15 protein-coding genes are annotated in these 17,068 nt (G+C 50.6%); 9 read left to right on the top strand and 6 right to left on the bottom strand.

The features are described from left to right. The first annotated feature begins 15 nt into the window (after positions 1 to 15). From J3348_RS06405 to J3348_RS06365, 9 genes are all read left to right on the top strand, one after another. The gene (locus J3348_RS06405; protein ID WP_207698578.1) at positions 16 to 2,175 is read left to right on the top strand and encodes a serine/threonine-protein kinase; all 2,160 of its coding nucleotides are present in this window, start codon (positions 16 to 18) and stop codon (positions 2,173 to 2,175) included. A 14-nt stretch (positions 2,176 to 2,189) separates the two neighbouring features. Then, positions 2,190 to 2,327: a hypothetical protein gene (locus J3348_RS06400; RefSeq protein ID WP_015565642.1), complete on the top strand. Its 138-nt coding sequence runs from the start codon at positions 2,190 to 2,192 to the stop codon at positions 2,325 to 2,327. An 18-nt stretch (positions 2,328 to 2,345) separates the two neighbouring features. After that, the gene (locus J3348_RS06395) at positions 2,346 to 3,221 is read left to right on the top strand and encodes a PP2C family serine/threonine-protein phosphatase (RefSeq protein WP_117529625.1); all 876 of its coding nucleotides are present in this window, start codon (positions 2,346 to 2,348) and stop codon (positions 3,219 to 3,221) included. An 18-nt stretch (positions 3,222 to 3,239) separates the two neighbouring features. Next, a complete protein-coding gene (locus tag J3348_RS06390; protein ID WP_117529624.1) occupies positions 3,240 to 4,313 on the top strand; it encodes an FHA domain-containing protein in 1,074 nt (357 codons plus the stop codon). A 34-nt stretch (positions 4,314 to 4,347) separates the two neighbouring features. Continuing rightward, on the top strand, positions 4,348 to 5,829 hold the full coding sequence (locus J3348_RS06385) for a protein kinase (RefSeq protein WP_117529623.1): 1,482 nt from the start codon (positions 4,348 to 4,350) through the stop codon (positions 5,827 to 5,829). Further along, positions 5,829 to 6,710: a protein phosphatase 2C domain-containing protein gene (locus J3348_RS06380; protein WP_015565638.1), complete on the top strand. Its 882-nt coding sequence runs from the start codon at positions 5,829 to 5,831 to the stop codon at positions 6,708 to 6,710. The genes J3348_RS06385 and J3348_RS06380 overlap by 1 nt, the downstream gene beginning before the upstream one ends. Positions 6,711 to 6,786: 76 nt before the next feature. Then, positions 6,787 to 7,110: a hypothetical protein gene (locus tag J3348_RS06375; RefSeq protein WP_015565637.1), complete on the top strand. Its 324-nt coding sequence runs from the start codon at positions 6,787 to 6,789 to the stop codon at positions 7,108 to 7,110. 103 nt (positions 7,111 to 7,213) lie between these two features. After that, positions 7,214 to 10,510: a lectin-like protein gene (locus tag J3348_RS06370; protein WP_117529621.1), complete on the top strand. Its 3,297-nt coding sequence runs from the start codon at positions 7,214 to 7,216 to the stop codon at positions 10,508 to 10,510. Positions 10,511 to 10,814: 304 nt separating this feature from the next. Then, positions 10,815 to 11,009: a DUF3873 family protein gene (locus tag J3348_RS06365; protein ID WP_117529620.1), complete on the top strand. Its 195-nt coding sequence runs from the start codon at positions 10,815 to 10,817 to the stop codon at positions 11,007 to 11,009. Between the two features lie 52 nt (positions 11,010 to 11,061). Here J3348_RS06365 and J3348_RS06360 read toward each other — a convergent pair whose 3' ends face one another. The 6 genes from J3348_RS06360 to J3348_RS06335 all read right to left on the bottom strand — a co-directional run bounded on the left by J3348_RS06360 (position 11,062) and on the right by J3348_RS06335 (position 17,064). Then, positions 11,062 to 12,444 carry a relaxase/mobilization nuclease domain-containing protein gene (locus tag J3348_RS06360; protein ID WP_207698720.1) on the bottom strand — a complete coding sequence of 461 codons (1,383 nt, stop codon included), beginning with the start codon at positions 12,442 to 12,444 and terminating at the stop codon, positions 11,062 to 11,064. Positions 12,445 to 12,499: 55 nt separating this feature from the next. After that, the gene (locus J3348_RS06355; protein WP_117506243.1) at positions 12,500 to 12,778 is read right to left on the bottom strand and encodes a hypothetical protein; all 279 of its coding nucleotides are present in this window, start codon (positions 12,776 to 12,778) and stop codon (positions 12,500 to 12,502) included. A 109-nt stretch (positions 12,779 to 12,887) separates the two neighbouring features. Further along, a complete protein-coding gene (gene mobC / locus J3348_RS06350) occupies positions 12,888 to 13,220 on the bottom strand; it encodes a plasmid mobilization relaxosome protein MobC (RefSeq protein ID WP_207698577.1) in 333 nt (110 codons plus the stop codon). After that, positions 13,217 to 14,830 carry a helicase C-terminal domain-containing protein gene (locus J3348_RS06345; protein ID WP_242702899.1) on the bottom strand — a complete coding sequence of 538 codons (1,614 nt, stop codon included), beginning with the start codon at positions 14,828 to 14,830 and terminating at the stop codon, positions 13,217 to 13,219. Before J3348_RS06345 ends, mobC begins: the two co-directional genes overlap by 4 nt. A 73-nt stretch (positions 14,831 to 14,903) precedes the next feature. Then, a complete protein-coding gene (locus J3348_RS06340; protein WP_097779733.1) occupies positions 14,904 to 15,092 on the bottom strand; it encodes a transposon-encoded TnpW family protein in 189 nt (62 codons plus the stop codon). Between the two features lie 106 nt (positions 15,093 to 15,198). Further along, positions 15,199 to 17,064, bottom strand: coding sequence for an AAA family ATPase (locus J3348_RS06335; protein ID WP_207698576.1), 1,866 nt, complete (start codon positions 17,062 to 17,064; stop codon positions 15,199 to 15,201). Between the last annotated feature and the right edge of the window lie 4 nt (positions 17,065 to 17,068).

Raw genomic sequence — 17,068 nt, 5'->3', positions numbered from 1 at the left:
TGTGGAGGAATGTGCATGAATTATAACGAAACCAGTCAATGGGCGGCGGATCTTGGAAGCGGCTACAGTTCGATCCGACCTCTTGGCGAGGGCGGGATGGGCACACTGTACCGCGCGCACAAAGACAGTCTGGATGTTGATGTCGTCATCAAGCGTGTAAAACAGAAGTTCAAGGGACGGATGGACGAGCGCGCGGAGGCCAATATCCTCAAAACGTTGAAGCACAAGTATCTTCCGAGAATCTATGACGTGATTGAAAGCCCGAGCGGCTATGTCTATACTATCATGGACATGATACCGGGCGAGAACATGCAAAACTACGTCAAAACGCACGGCTCGGTCAGTCAGAAGCTTGCATACCGGTGGGCCTGCCAGCTCTGTGAGGTAATCGCCTATCTGCACTCGCAGGTACCTCCGATTCTGCACTGTGATATCAAGCCCAGCAATATTATGATAACGCCCAACGAAGATATCTGCGTCATCGATTTCAACACATCACTTGTTTTTTCAAAAGGCGTACTGGCAATTGGCGCAACGCCGGGCTATGCGGCACCGGAACAGTATACCCGTCCGGGAGCATCGCCCGATACGATCGAGACGGTTCCGCTTGAAGAAACCATGCCGCTGCGAGGATACAAAGATGCGTTCGCCTATCAGAATGTCAGATCCAACAAGGGCCCGTCCGGCAGAGGTGTGAGCAATTCTGTCACGGCGGCGCAAGCAACCAATGCGGGTGGTTATGGCACTATCAGCAAGAGGACGGACGTTTATGGCATCGGTGCGACTCTATACTATGCAATCACCGGGCAGCAGCCCGGCCATTCGCTGAAGGATGTTCGGCCCATCACGAGCTATAAACTCAAATTCAGCCGTAGCTTTTTGCTCATCATCGCCAGAGCGATGAAGAAAAGGCAGGAAGAACGCTTCTGCGACGCACAGGAAATGCTCCGGGCGCTGCAGGATATCCATGCAATTGACGGACGCTATAAAAAGGTGGTTCATTCTCAACGAGTTGTGGCGGCGGTCTCTCTTGTCCTTGCGGTATCAGGAACTTTGGCTATCCTGTTTGGCGTACAGCGAATCGGCGTGGAACGGTACGCCGCTTATGACGCCCTCGTGCGGAAAGGCCGGACGGCCGCCGATGAAATGCGCTTTGATGAGGCGGAGCAGGACCTGCAGCAGGCTATCGCGATTTACGATGACCAGTTGGAAGCATATGTGGAACAGGCAGTCCTTCTCTATCGGCAGGGAAAGTATCAGGAGTGCATCGATGCAGTGGAAACGACGCAGTCGCGTGAGCTGAAATATTACAGCAGACAGAGCGTGGCAAACCTGTACAACGTGGCAGCGGAGGCCTACTACGAGCTGGAAAGCTATGAATCGGCTGCGACGATGTACCAGAAAGCGATAGGATACTCTCCTGATATCCTGAGCTATTATCAGGGTGAGGCGACCGCCCTGATTCAGCTGGGCGATTATTCTGGCGCGGATGAGGTCCTTGCAGAGATGGCGAAAGCTGTCCCTGACGCCGAACAAAGCGGTGCCTATCAGGTCGTTCAAAGCGAGCTTCTGAGAAAACAGGGAGACCTGCCGGATGCGCTGGATGCCGCCCGTAAGGCAATCGGCTCGGCGGACGGCAACGACCAGCTTGCACGCGCGTACCGTCTGGCAGCATCGATCTGTGAGGATATCGGAGACTCCATGCTTTCGGAGGAAATCAATCTCCTGAATCAGGGCATTGATCAGCTCCCCGATGGATATTACAACGCGCTGGCCGGACAGCTGGCGTCCGCATATATTCGTCAGGCGGAAGCGACCGGGAATCCCGGCTATCAAAAAGATGCCTTGCGAACCTATCAGCAGCTGGAGAAAAACGGAAACACCACGCTGGAAGTCCGGCTGAATATCGCAATGTTGCAATATCAGCTACATGATTTCTCCAAAGCGATGGAGATGCTTCAGGCACTGAAAAACGATTACCCCAAGGACTACCGGGTGTATAAATGGCTCGCCTTTGTTCAGGGCGAACTTGATTTGCAGAACGGAGCATCCTACACGAAAACGCTGGGATATTACGAAACGGCTGCTGAACTCTATCGTGCAGAGCAGGCATCCGGCGTGTATGACCCGCAGATGGATGAGCTGGACCGCATGGCACGGAACAACTGGCAGTAAAAGAGGTGGAGAAAATGACGGTTGGACAAATCATGGTGGTGTGTGGTATCTGTCTGGTGCTGGTTGCTGTTTTATTGGCCGTGGTCGGGAGCGTTCTGCTGCACAAAAAGAAGAAAATGGTTCTTCTTGAAATCGAACACGAATACCGCTGAGAAAGCAGGAAAAGGAACATGAAATATTGTGCCGCATATTATTCCGATATCGGAATACAGAAGGAAACGAATCAGGATTCTCTCCTTCTGGTGCAACGAGGTCAGACTCAGGACGATGAAGCTGTCCTCGCAGTGATCTGCGACGGCGTAGGTGGACTGAAAATGGGCGAGCGGAGCAGCGCAGCGGTCGTGACAGCCTTCCGGGACTGGTTCGATGAGCGTGTCGAGGAACTATATGAACAGGAAGAACCGGAGACGGAGCTGTTCGATGACTGGGACAATCTTATCCAATCGCTTCATATCCGGTTGAAAGACTACTCCGAAAAGGCCGGATTCCGCAGCGGAACGACAGTGGAAGCTGTTCTTTTTATGAAAGGTCGGTATTACATCTGCCATGTCGGAGATTGCCGGACATATATCATTTCGGATACCCTCACGCAACTTACGACAGATCATACCATCGTCCAGCGTGAACTTACCGAAGGAAAACTGACACCGGAACAGGCCCGGAAAGATTCGAGACAAAGCCTCCTGCTTCAGTGCGTGGGAGCGGGCAAAGACGTGAAACCGGATTATCTTTCCGGTGAGGTTCTGCCGCACCGGACGTTTCTGATCTGCTGCGACGGGTTTCGCCGCAAGGTGACAGAGGCTGAAATAAAAAAGAGCTGCAGGTATTCTTCCAAGGAGAAAAAGTTACATGAGGCTCTGGAAGAAACAGCACAGCTCTGCATGAAACGAAAAGAGACGGACAATATCACAGGCATCCTTATCAGCGCGGTCAGAGAGAAAAAAGGTCTTTTCCCATTATGGAAAAAGGCTACGCAGACTGCGGGGAAAAAGGTAATAAAGGATATCTTGCTGGAACACTCTACTCCGGCGGATAAAATATTGTAAAACAAAGGAGACATTATTATGGAGGACAACAGAAAATTTGCAACATTCTTTGCGGATGCCCCCAAGGGCAAAAAAATTGGAGCGGTTCTTTCGTGGATTGCAACGGTGATTTTGCTTGTGGCACTTTTTGTGCCGGGATATCAGCTGAGATACCAGATGAAAACGGAAAAGGGGACCTTTAAGGATATCCCTGCAACCATGACTTCTGAGCTTAAACAGATGAAAGAAGAAGCAAAGCTGAATTTTCAGTTCGGTGCGGGCACTACCTCCGATAAGATCGATGAATTCGTTGAAAAAGGCAGTACGAGTGTATTTTCCTATCTTGTCAGTCCCGATTTGCAGAAGGCAAGGCTGGTAAATCTTGAAACCATGAGTGATGCCCCGGATGATATCTCTAAAATTTGCGTGGCACTGTTGGTACTGTTCTTCGTGCTGGTCGTCGTAGCGGCTATTGCCAGTGTGTTCACGATAAGCTGGTGCGCACTGGCGGCGAACCTGATTGGCATCATCGAGTTGCTGGCAGTGTACTTCTTTGTGTTTGCGGGTAAATTTTCCATCGATCCGACGGACACTTCGATAACCAGCCGTGTTGCCCCTGCACTGACTATGATTCTGATTGTGCTCCTCGTACTGACCGCAATCATGTCCGTGGCTTCCGTGATCGTTAGCTATGCGGTGCATGAAGACGAGGAAGCGTTCGTGGACGACTGGAACAGCAACGATCCGAGTCGGGATGCCGAGACGAATCTGGTCGATGACGGCAATGCCACAACCGTGCCGGCAACGGACAACTCGATGACAGTCGTGGCCTCTTTGATCCAGATGAACACGAACCGGAGTTTTGCAATCTACAATAACACAGAGGTTGTGATCGGCAAGGGTTCTCAGGCAAACATCATCGTCTCCAACCCGATTATCAGCCGTGCCCATGCGAAGATTAGCTGCCGTAATGGTGTCTGCACCATTCAGGACCTTGGCTCCAAAAATGGCACGTTCGTGGGCGACGAGAAAATTCTGGGCAGCAATACAGTGACGCTGGCGAATGGTATGTATATCACGCTCGGAAACGAAATCTTCCAGTTCAAAATCTGAGCCGGGAAAGTATTAGGACGGGGTGAGATAAAAGATGGCGGGTCTGGAAGAAAAACTTTGTCCCGTTTGCTTTCAGGAAGCGATGGAGCATGGGGAGTGTCGGAACTGCGGGTATCATGCAGAAGAATCTTCTGCAGTGAAAGACTATCTGGCACCGTTCACCATTCTGAAAGAAAAATACCTGTTGGGCAAGAGCTTGGGACAGGGCGGTTTCGGAATTACGTATCTTGCTGAGAATATGCAGAGCGGCCTACGCTGCTGCATCAAAGAGTACTTCCCGTCCGGTCTGCTTCAGGGGAGGACACCAGATGGTGCCCTCATCCTGGCAGATGAAGAAAACCGGCCTGAGTATGAAGAGGGAAAGCAGCAGTTCATTGAAGAAGCATGCGCCCTTCAGGAGCTTCGAGAAAATATCTCTGTCGTTGACATTCGGGATTTTTTTGAAGAAAACGGGACGGCATATTTTGCAATGGAGCTGATTGAGGGTTGCAATCTGCGGGTGTTCCGAAAAAATCATAATCCGAAGCAGACGCTCAAGATGGCACTCCAGATGCTGTTCCTGCTCGGAAGTTCACTGGCAGAAGTCCATCGTTTCGGCATGATCCACGGGGATATCAGCCCGGAAAATATCCTTATCACACAGGACGGTGAAATAAAGCTCATCGATTTCGGCGCGGCACGCTCGTTCCGTCAGGGGAGCGATAGTAAAGAAAGAAAAATTTACCTGAAGCCGAACTACGCCCCTTACGAGCAGTATACGCAGAAACCGTGTCAGGGACCGTGGACGGACATTTACGCACTGGCCGCAACTTTCTACTTTATCGTGTCAGGGCGCAAGATGCTGGACGCACTGAGCCGTGCGAAAGGAGCCTCCTATCCCCCGTTGCACGAGCTGTGTCCCGCTGTCTCCCGGCAGCTGTCGGACGTGATTGACAAGGCGTTGGCGTTCGACTACCACGACCGTTATCGCAGGATGCTTGATTTTCTGGATGCACTGGAACAGGTCGTCCGGCCGGAGGACTACGACATCGATCTGGGGGCACTGATGCCGAAATCAAAGGCATCGAAGCAGGCTGAAATTCATGTCGAGACTTCCGACGACTCGGAGAAGATGTGTCAGGTTGAGGAGCAGAATATGCCAGAGCCGAAGGGCCTGGCCGCATTCTTCCATCCGAAAAAACGCAGGCTGGCATATCTGGAGCTGACGATGCGGAAATCGGGTGGTCACATTTCCAGACGGCGGTGGATAATCGAGCCGAATCGCACGGTGAAGGTCGGGCGTCTGGCGACGAGCGACGTGATGATGCCAGCGGATAACCAGATCAGCCGGAATCACTGCGAGGTGTTTTACAACGAGCCCAAGCGGGAATTTATCGTCAGGGACCTGTCCAAATATGGCACCTATCTGGCGGACGGAAAGCCAATGGAAAAAGAAAAATCGTATACACTGAAAGATGGCGATATTTTTTGTGTCGTGTCGCCCGAGTACACATTCAAGGTGGTGATTGAAACGTGATGTCCCTGTTCAAGCGAAAAAAGGCAGGCGAGGAAGCCAATACCATTCCCGAAGCGATGGATGATATCACACAGACTCTTCTGATACCCGTAAAAGACGAAGGAGAAAAAACGATGTGTGCCGACGCCTATGAGACGAGTCAGGCGGAGATCGCCAGCTATACGTCGATTGGAACCCGGAAAAGCCAGCAGGATTCGATATGCTTTGATTTTGGGGATTTCTGCACAGTCTGCGCTGTGTGTGACGGTATGGGCGGGCTTACCGGGGGCGAACGTGCCAGTGCTTTGGCGGCGCATGGGGTAACGAGATACCTGCTGGAACACGCTCAGGCGGAAGATATTCCTACGGAGATGGGACGCGCAGCACTACGACTGAACGAGGAAGTCAAGAATCTCCGGGACCCGGCCAACCAGAAAATCGAAGCGGGGACGACTCTGACGACAGTGTTTCTCCGTAACGGGAAGCTGTTCTGGTGCAGTATAGGAGACAGCCATATTTACCTGTATAGAGATGGTACGCTAGAGCAGTTGAACATCGATCACAATTTTGGTGCCCAGCTTGACCAAATGGCACTGGAGGGCAGCATAACACAGGATGAGGCACTGCATCATCCGCAGCGTGCTGCTCTGACAAGCTATCTTGGGATTTCGGAGCTGACATTGATCAGCGGAAACCGGATGCCGTTCCAGCTTCGGAAGGGAGATGTGCTCATTCAATGCACGGACGGGCTGTACCGCTATCTGCCGGACAGCACTATGTGCAGAATTTTGGCCGTGACGGGAAATCTGAAACAGGCGGCGGAACAGATGGTCAAAACGGCACTTGCTGTTCCCGGAGGGCACGATAATACGTCGGTTCTATTGGCAAGATATAAAGGCTGAGATCAGAAAATTATAGAAAGAAAGGGGTGCAATAAAAAAACTGGAAGAAGGCACAAAATAAAAGGAGTGTTGCTTTATGGCAAACAGCAAACTTCAGATGCCCGCTAATTATATGGCACTGAACGAAAGTGAAATGTCTTGTGTTGAGGGCGGCGGTATCATTTCTCAGGTCTGCTATGCTTTCGGACGTATGTTCCGTAGCACCTACTACGATAAATGGGAAAGCGAATCCAAAACGCTTGAGCAGTCCCATGGTGCTGTCGTTTCCAAGAAAAACGGTGTATATACTTACTCCGATGGTTATACCCACACAATGTCTGGTGGCAGCAACTGGGGCTTTACCAGTCTCGGTGACTTCTTCTATGGAATCGGCGATCTGTTCGCTGCATTCTATCTGTAAATTCTAGGCTTCTGCGAAGTATCGCAGAGCTTTAACTTATGGCATTCTTCCAGTTTTTTTATTGCATCGCAAATTTCGGTAACTCAAGCAAAGGAATATCATTATGAAAAAATCTACTGCGGACCATATGCACAGAAAACGCCGTAAGAACAACTTGGTATGGCTCTTTGCCCTGCTTGGCATTCTTGTACTGTTTCTGGGAACGATTTTGGCTTTTTTGATTTTCAGCAATTTGTCGTCTAAGCCTACTGAAACTGTTCAAGAAGTCTCTGCGGTGAATGGAACAGGAATTGTTCTGCCGTCCCATTTTACGGAGCGAAAGATCACAGATCCTTCCACTGCAAGAGACGCAATCAATGATGTGGCGGATACTCTTGGAATTGTTTCAGTAGAGGATGAGCTTGGGACTGCGGATTGCAGCACAGTATTGGGAGATACATATTACAGCTTTCCGCAGGTGTACCGGGGAATACCGGTGTATGGCAGAAAAGTTACCGTATCGGCTGACGCAGACAGTGAAGCTGCACTTTTGACTTCCGGATTTTATCCGATTGAAAATCTTTCCGTTGAAGCTAAAATTACCCAAAATGACGCTGAAAAAATAGTTGCAGGGTTATATCCGGGAGAAGCGGATATCTATGTAAACAATTTGGTGATATTTTCACTGGACAAAACAAATCCTGAATTGGCATGGAAAATATCGGTTCATCAAAACAATTCGTGGGAGTCAGTGTTTTTATCAGCTGTAGATGGAAGGGCTCTAAAGACCTTTTCGAATGAATTGACAGATAATGAATCCAGCAGCAATCGCTTTACAAATGTGTACTTGTATAATGCTGAGAATCGGGATATTGAGGTGGATTTTAGAATAATTTTTGATGATGGAACGACAGCAATATATGATGGGGATGATGATGACGAATGGGTTTCACTGAATAATCAAAAATATACAACGAGCGGAAGCTGGAGGCAAGTCGTATTGACTGCCCAGAACGGTGAGCGTTATAAAAAAATCGGGAAAGGCGGAATTTCAATCTCTACAGAGGCATTGGGTGGTATGCCTGCAACGGAACTTTTGCCGATTGATATTGCCTCTTTGACGGATGGCATGGGAACACCCATCGTAGCACTTGCAAAATTGCTGGCCGTCAGCAATTTTTATCGTGACGTGCTTGGATATGATGCCTTTGGCGATGACAATAAGGCAGTGGCAATCGTTGCAAATGATCATAGAGGAGGTAAGGATTCGAATAATGCCTCAGCAGGTTATGGGAGAAGCAAGATTTTCACGCGAATTTCTGTTGGAGCAACCTGCTCGCCGACAATAGATACTTTAGGACACGAAGTCACACATGCAGTTGAGCAATCCATCAGCCGGATGACATATGAAGGAGAATCTGGTGCCTTGATGGAGGCGATTTCGGATATTATGGGAGAAATAATTGAAGATTGGTATAATGACTCTCCTAAAAGATTATATCCGGATATTCTCAGGCATTGGGATATCCCACTTGAAACCAGTTTGAAGTGGCTTGACGGAGATATTTCATGGATTTTTGGGACTGTGGGTGAGCTTGAGCGGAATCTGGCTGACCCATCCAGCGTACTTCAGGGGGATGGACTACCTTATCCGACGAAATACAAGGATGAAAACTGGCGCAAGTCACAAAATTATGATCCCGAAGCACAGTTTTCTGATCATGGGGGAGTGCATTCTAATTGCACAGTAATTTCTCACGCAGCGTACCTTATGACGCAGCCGTCTGTGGACGAAACAAAGTATGAACCTCTTTCTACCTATGATTTGGCACAGCTTTTTTACAAATCACTATATGGGATTTCAAAGTCTGATATCAGCTTCAGTGAATTCCGTAATGTGCTTGTCTATACTGCTTACTCTATGTGCCAGACAGGAATGCTGACAGCAAGGCAGGTTGCAACGGTGGATTGGGCTATGGGCATCAAAGCAGGTATTCCAAATTCTTTATTTCTTGACGAAAACGAGAATAGTGTGGTATCGATTGATGGTCAGGCTAAACTTTATGTCTATGCATGGGATGGAACATTATGTGATAATTATGATTTGCATATTGCTCAGTTGGATACGGATATATTACCACGGGAGTACGATGAAAATGTGCAGAAAATTGTAGCGTATGATTACACTATTCGAGAAGCAGAGGCATTTCAAATCGATCTAACACCGGGAATTTACGAATTTAGATTAACCGACCCAAATGGAAGAAATCAGGAAGAAGTAGAGTACCTGAGAGTTGTAGAAAACAATGGGTTAAAGGGGTATCCTTTTTATCCGGGATTCGAAAATGCCAATGTGTTAGAGGTCGATATTTCACAGGAGCCGAAGCAACACTCTTATGGTATTTTTTATGATACCCTCACGTGGGAACAGGCAAAAGCTGCCTGCGAAGCAAAAGGCGGCCATCTTGTGACCATTACCTCGCCAGAGGAACAGAAACTGATTGAAAGTCTGAATACTCAGAACAGTAAGCTTTGGATCGGCGGCTATAAAAATTCTGCCGGTCAGTGGTGCTGGGTGACAGGTGAACCATGGGAATATCAGAACTGGGGCGATGGAGAGCCGAACAACTCCAGCAATGTTGTGGCAGACGAGAGTTGTGTGGCTGTGTGGCCGGTAAAGTGGAACGACTTGGCAAACAGCAATACATATGAACAGAGCGGCTACATTTGTGAATGGGAAGCATCCGATGCAGCCGAGGAAACACAGGTCGAAGGTTACACAGGACACCTTTATGAGTTCTATACATTGCCCGAATCGGAATGGGAGTCTGGCCCAATCACATGGCAGCAGGCAGAGAAACGCTGCGAGTGGAAAGGAGGTCATCTAGCGGTCATTGAATCGTCAACGGAAAATTTCCTTCTCTACAGCGCAATGAAAGCGAAAGGGTATGAGAATGCCTACTTTGGATTCAGCGATGAAAGCTCTGAAGGAAACTGGAAATGGGTCAATGGAACCAGCACATCTTATACAAACTGGCATTCTGGTGAGCCGAGCAATCAGGATGGTATTGAGCACTATGCAATGTTCTATGAAAAGTTTCAAGATGGAACATGGAACGATGCAGATGGAATAATTGATGCCGGATGCGCCTACATCTGCGAATGGGACGACCCCACAGATAAAATATCTCAGGGAGATAGCTTTACAGATCAGCAACTGCGAATCATTGCAAAAGATTTGGGAGTTCCGGATGACCTTAATGTAGAGATTCGTCAATCGCCGAAAGCATATTGGGAGGCTGCTGGCCTTTGGGATATTTATGTTGAGATAACTCATAACGGAAAACTAGTGGCATCGGGAAGCTTCGATGTTGAAACGGGAGAGATGGGACGCAACATTTATATCTATACTCCCGTCTGATACTCTTTTTCTTCAAAGCTTCTGCAAGCAGTGCGCCGTGGTACCACGGCACGATTTTTGAATCCGATTTCTAAAAATCAAATTCAAAATGCTTGTTGGGCTGTGCCCAAACCCCTTATGTTCTGCATCCGGTGGATGCAGGCTGCGCATTCCTGCGGAACGCTTCTATTGCGTGTCAATGCACACTCTCCCTGAAAATTCCGAATGCTTTTTGGTGTAAGCGTCAATGGCGCAGTCATGGCATCCGTGGTAAAATGAATGCGTTGTGTGCCTGACACACGAAAAAGAGAGGACGGATGCAGAGATGGAACAGCTTTACCTGATGCCCGGTGAGGAACGCTACACGAAATTTCAGGACGAAAACGGCGTACCGAAAGTTCGGTATACTTACTGTTCGCTGCACGGCAGACTGTTCAATTGCACTTGCAAAACCATGGATGAAGCCCAGCGGTTGTGCGAGGACTGGCTCGTAACACAAGATCGCTGCTATATAAACTAAAAAAGACCGCCGAGAACCGACCATAAAAGGTCAGGCTCTCGGCGGTCTTGGCTTATCGGATTTGCTCTTTTTCTTTGCTGTCCTTTTCCTCCGCAAAGAACAGTTCCACATTCTTCTGCGCTTTTACGATGTCCTGCATCTCATCCCGCGCCTTTCGGTACTCTGGGTAGAGTGCTTTTTTCTTGGTGAGCAAAGCCGAATACTCTGCATTCAGGTCTTTCACTTTGGGCAGCTTTTTCAGGCCAGATTCATTGAAAGCGGCTTTCGCCGTCTTATGCAGCGTGACTTCTTCCCGGTGCGCTTCCAAAAATTTGGAGCAGTACCCGGATTTACGGTAAGCATCGTATACAGGCCGGGTCTTGGCATAGTTGACGATGTGCGCCCGGAGGACGGCGATTTCTGCCATACGCTTCTCGGCGGCCTTGATGGAATCGCCCAGTTTGTGATGGCGAGAAAGTGCAGCATCAGCACGCTCTTTCAGCTCATCCGCACTGCCGATTTTCTGCTCCTGCAAAAAAATCAGCGTTTTGGACATCTCTTTCAGGTTATGCTTCTTCGCCCAACGCTCGTATCCACCGCCCTTGCCCTCGGCAAGTTTTGCTTGAATGTCAACCAGCAACTGGAACGGCTGCTCTTTGGGAGGTTGCTTCTGATGTGGGCGGTGTTCGGCTTTTCCGGCAATGACTGCTTTGATTTCATCCTCGCTGTACCCGGCACCCAGTGTCTTGAACCGGATAAAGCGTTTCTGCCGTGCGCCTTTAACGGAAGTGTATTTGCCGCGTTTGATTTCATAGCCCTGCTGTTCCAGTTTTTGCAGAAAATCTTCGTAGTCGGTGGGCTTCTGCTGCAAAATCTCGTCGATTACACTGCACAGCCGGTCGCGGTTGCTTTCCTTTGGGGGGTAAGTGATGCGCTTCTGCCGTTCCCGGTAAGGCTTCTTTTCAATGACTGACAGCTGATGCTCCAGACAAATCAGGTCGCTCAACCGCTGCACTGCCAGACCGGAAAAGAAAAAATCCCGGAATTTTCTTGTGCCGTCCAGAGTGGTCGAGTTATAGATAATGTGATTGTGGATGTGTTCCCGATCGGTATGCGTTGCAACGATAAAAGCGTGTTTGCCTTTCAGAAACCGGGAGGCCAACTCATAACCGATGCGGTTTGCTTCTTCAGCCGTAATTTCACCAGGCCGGAAAGATTGCCGTATCTGATAGGCGATAATGTTACTTTTTTGGCTGCGCCCGGTGGCCTGCTCGTACAGCTTTTTTGTGAGCATGAACTCCTCGTCCACAGTAAGCGGGCTGCATTGATAGCTGCTGACAAGTTCGCCTTTTTCAGTCTTGTCAGGATTCTGTGCATAGTTGGTGCGGTCTTTCAGGCAGGCGGCAATAGATTTTCCTTTGTGCTGATGCAGTGCGATCAGACGAGTAGCAGCCAGAGCAGATCACCTCCTAAATGAAAAAGCCGCCCGAAGGCGGCAAGAAGATTCAAAATCAAATCAGGTCCCGGAGCCAACCGCTGAATTTCTCAACGCCCTCCACCATTGCAGTTGCGCCGACAAAAAGGACAAAGCAGAGAAATTCGGCAACCAGCAGAATCAGAAATTGATCCCAAGTCTGGCGGTAGACGGTGTAGATGCCGCAGCCAAAGATATACAGCATCAACGGCGCGACAACATAGCTGGACAGAGTAAGCAGCCACTTTGCCATCAGAGCCAGAAAAGCCACGAACAGAGAGATCGGGGCAAGCATCATCTTGAATAAAAACCTCATATCAAACACCAGCCTTTCTTTTTCGCCCCTATTATAAAGGTATCGCCCCTTGCCTTGCAAGGATGTCAACCGTTATGTAAACCCGCAGCCTCCTACTGCGGGAAATTTTTTAGAGTTCGGTGAGTTTGGCGAGAAGTTGCTTGCCAATAGCTATCAGCTCATCCAACCGACTACGCAAGTCCTCTAAATCGGCGGCATAGAACTGCCCGCTTTCATTGGCCCGTTTCGCCACCTGATTCAGGTTGTTGCTGCAATTCTGAAGAAGGTACGCCATCCGACGCAGCTGTGGTAAATCAAGATTCAGGCAGTAACCATCCAGAGCCATTTTTCGCAGATAAGAGCCAATGCTCAAAATACCGCAACTTTCCATCTTCTGACGAATGCGTTCCAGTTCGACTTTGCTGACCCGGAAATGGAGCTGCTGGTCGCGACGGTCGTTCACCGGGCATCACCATCCTTATCCAAGTAAGATTTGAATGGTCGGACAGGCTCCACTTTATCAGCCTTTTCTTCCAGAGCTGCCAGCACAGAGGGGCGGGCATCCGGCTTTTCTTCCGCTTCGGGTTCTGTCCGGCTGGACTGATGCTCCATGTTCAACAGCGCATCCAATTCTGCAAGGCGGGCAGACTTGGTTTGCAGTTCTTCCTCCTGCGCAAACGGCTTGGCGATTTCAACCTCTGCGGCCTGCTTTTGCTGTTCCAGAGAATCCAGTGCGGCCTCAGCATCGGCAATGCGGTCGGCAAAATTGCCGATGGCATTGTCCAGACGGACGATGTTGCCGCGAGGGTCATCGCCCAGCGGTACCGGATAACTCAGCTCGCCGCGGAGAACGATTTGATGCTCATTCTTGAAACTGTCAAAGCGAATGTTCAGCTCAAAGCCGCGATAGGTGCCCAGCAGCATCATATCCGCATTCGGCATCTCCTTGCAGGCGAGCATCAGCCGCTCACCAGCTGCTTTTTTCTCATCGAACACCATGCCCTTGATCGTCATGCCGCAGAAGTTCTCCTTATCCTGCGGGTGTGCGTCTGCGATTTGGGCATCGTTTTTCAGAGCCGCAATACGGTTCTTCGCTTTCTGAATTTCCTCCGGGTAATGCTTGAGCAGCTTATCTTCCAGACGATATTTTTGGTTCTGGTAATCCGAGCGCAGCACCTTGAGCCTTGCTACCTGCACATCCAGATCCATCTTTTCCCGGATGCGCGGGTCGCCTGCGCATAGGGCCTTGACCTCGGCATACGAAAGAGCCTGCTCATCCACATCATCACAGGAGCGCATCGGAGATTTGCTCGTCATGATCTGCGAAATAAACTTCTGCTTGTTTTCCAGCGTTTGCCAGAGGTAGGCGTCGAATGTCCCCTCCGTGACGTAATTATAGACGTAAACTTGTTTGTTTTTGTTGCCCTGACGGATGATTCGGCCGTTGCGTTGGGTCATATCGGACGGTCGCCAGCCTACATCCAGATGATGCACGGCCACCAGCAGGGTCTGGACATTGGTGCCTGCGCCCATCTTTGCAGTGCTGCCCAGCAGGACACGCACCTTGCCGCTGCGGACTTTGGAGAACAAATCCGCTTTCTTACCTTCAGTATCAGCGTTGTGGATGAACTCGACCTCCGATTCCGGCACCCCGGCGGCAAGCAGCTTTGTGCGAATATCATCGTAGACATTGAACGAGCCGTCTCCCTTGGGCGTGGACATATCGCAGAAAATCAGCTGCGTCAGATTATCCTCTTTGGTTTCGTTCCAGATACGCAGAACATTGTCGACACAGGCATTCAGCTTGCTGTCCGGGTCATCCGGGGTGAGCGGATTCATCAGCCGCTGGTCAAGGCCGATTTTACGTCCGTCCGAGGTGATCTTCAGCATATTGTCCACCGAGGGGTCAACCGCACCGCTATGCACCTCAGCAGCACGTTCGCTCAGGGACTTCACCATGTCCTGCTGGATTTCCGAAGGTTTGACCACGACAGTTTCAAACTTGGCTTCCGGAACAGGCAGATGCAACTGGTCGGAAGTCTTGATGTCCGCTGCCTCCTTGAACATATTCATCAGCTCCGGCAGGTTAAAGAACTTGGCAAAACGTGTGCGCGCACGGTAGCCGGTTCCTTCGGGCTGGACTTCGTCAAGAGGTTTTCGGTAATTTTTCTAAATTCATCAGGTTGTCTGCAAGGAAGTCCCGTGTGACCTCGTGTCTGCACATATCCTTGAACATCTTTTCAATCGGCTTTTTGGCAGTTTCGGACTGCTTCACGCACACAATAAAGGTGGTTTTACCGATCTGCACCGAATAACTCGAATTCTGATTTTCCATTGAATTTCTCCTTTTATCGTCATTTTCTGAATTTGGCTGGCAGACTGGCAACTGTGGGTGTACCATGATTTTCTTGCCAGCCAAATTTTTCTGCCAGTCAAATGGCTTATTCCATCCAAAAGACCTTCTTGCGGCCTTCCACGATCTTGCTTTTCAGGGCATCGCCCAGTTCCCGTTTTGCATCCCGGACAGTTCTGCCGGGGATGCCCCTTTCCAGTGCAGCCTTGTCGATGTCCTCGCTGAGCACCTGCTTTCCTCCGGCAAGCAGGGTGCAGATCAGGTCTTTGGCTTGCTGGGTCTTGGTTTCCCGTTGCGGCTCGATGCCGGACAGCATCTCGTCTGCGGTAATGTCGTACTCGCCGACCCAGCGGAAGCCACCCTCGTCCCCCAGAGAGAACGCCAGTGACGCTCCCGGCGGGGCAAGAGAACTTTTCTCGTGGGTCAAGATGCGCATGGTGGGGTCGTGCTTCAGCTTGCCGATGAACATGACGCTGCGCACGGCGGCAGCAATGTCGATGGAGCCGAGGCCCCGCTGCAAGCTCTGCATTCCAGCGGCCTTGTTCAGATGCCCAATCAGCAAAATAGCGCAGCCTGTTCGCTGCGCTACCTGTCCCAGCCGCATGAAGATGGGGCGCACCTCGTTCGCCCGGTTCATGTCCACATCGGCACCGAGATACGCCTGGATTGGGTCGATGATGACCAGTCGGGCGTTGTTCTCGACAATGGCTTTTTCAATTCGTTCATCGGAGAGTGTCAGCTGCGCCTCGCTGTCGTCAATGACCAGCACCCGGTCAAGGTCTGCACCTGCTTCGATCAGGCGGGGCTTGACCGTATCGCCCAGACCGTCCTCTGCGGTCTGGTAGATCACGTTGAAGGGCTCCATGCGCTCCATGTTGGGCAGCAGCTTTCCGTTGGTGCAGGCAGCGGCAAGGTGCATGGCAAAATAGGTCTTGCCCTCACCGGGATTGCCTTGCAACACGCTGAGCTTTCCAAAGGGCAGATACGGTTTCCAGAGCCATTCCACCGGGGTCAGCTCCACATCGCTCATGCGGATAATCTTCACAGTTTCCGGTTTTGACGGCTCTTTCAGCACGATGCTCTTGAAATAATTGCGGTTCGGGATCTCTGCCCGGTGCACCAGAACATCGTTCCAGTCTTTCATACAGGGCTGGATGCGGGTCACGCTCACCGTGTCCGGCAGCAGCGCCGTCAGCCGCTTGCAGGCATCCTCTCCGGCTTTGTCGGCATCCAGACAGAGGAACACCCGCTCCACGTCCGGGCGTTCCGAGAGGAATTGCCGCAGCGCCTTGCCCGACACCCCGCTCAGCGACAGATAATTGTGCTGCTGCCAGTTTTTCGGGAACAGTTCGATGAAGGACAGCAGGTCGATGGGGGCTTCAAAGACCAGCAACTGCTTGTCAGTGCCACGGTGGGCAAAGCCAAACGCCTTTTCTGCACCGGTCGCATCCTGCCGAAACTTTTCCCGAATCCCACGGCTGCTTGCGTAGTGGGGATGCCCGTCTGCATCCCGCCCCACAAAGACCACGTTGTGGTGGGCGGCGTCCTCATAAATATCTCCGGCAGCGATAAAGAAGTTCACCAGCGAGGGGCTGAGTTTCCGCTCCTGTGTCAGATAGTTCAGGATGTTGGCGTTGGTGACGTTCCGCAGCGGCAGACGAAACGCCGGAGAGGGGGCGGGACCAGCCTCCGGCTGGGCTTCGCCCGGCTCTCCGGTCAGCATCTGCACCGCTTCGGGGAAAGACTTGCCGTAAAATTCCATCACGAAATCCACCGGCAAGCCGCCCTTGCTCTGGCTGTGCCGGAACCATTTGTTTCCGCAAATGGTCAGGCTGTCGTGGGCTTTCCAGCGATATTCTTTTCCGCTGCGCACCAGCGTTTCGCCCTGTGCCCGGAGAAATTTTTCCAGATCCACCGCATTGGCTTTGTCAATCTGGGCTTGGGTGTAGGTCATGCTG

The sequence above is a fragment of the Faecalibacterium sp. Marseille-Q4896 genome (assembly GCF_017377615.1).
GTDB classification, from domain to species: Bacteria; Bacillota; Clostridia; order Oscillospirales; family Ruminococcaceae; genus Faecalibacterium; species Faecalibacterium taiwanense.
The sequence above is the reverse complement of the archived record's forward strand: the minus strand, read 5'-3'. Positions and strand labels throughout refer to the sequence as shown.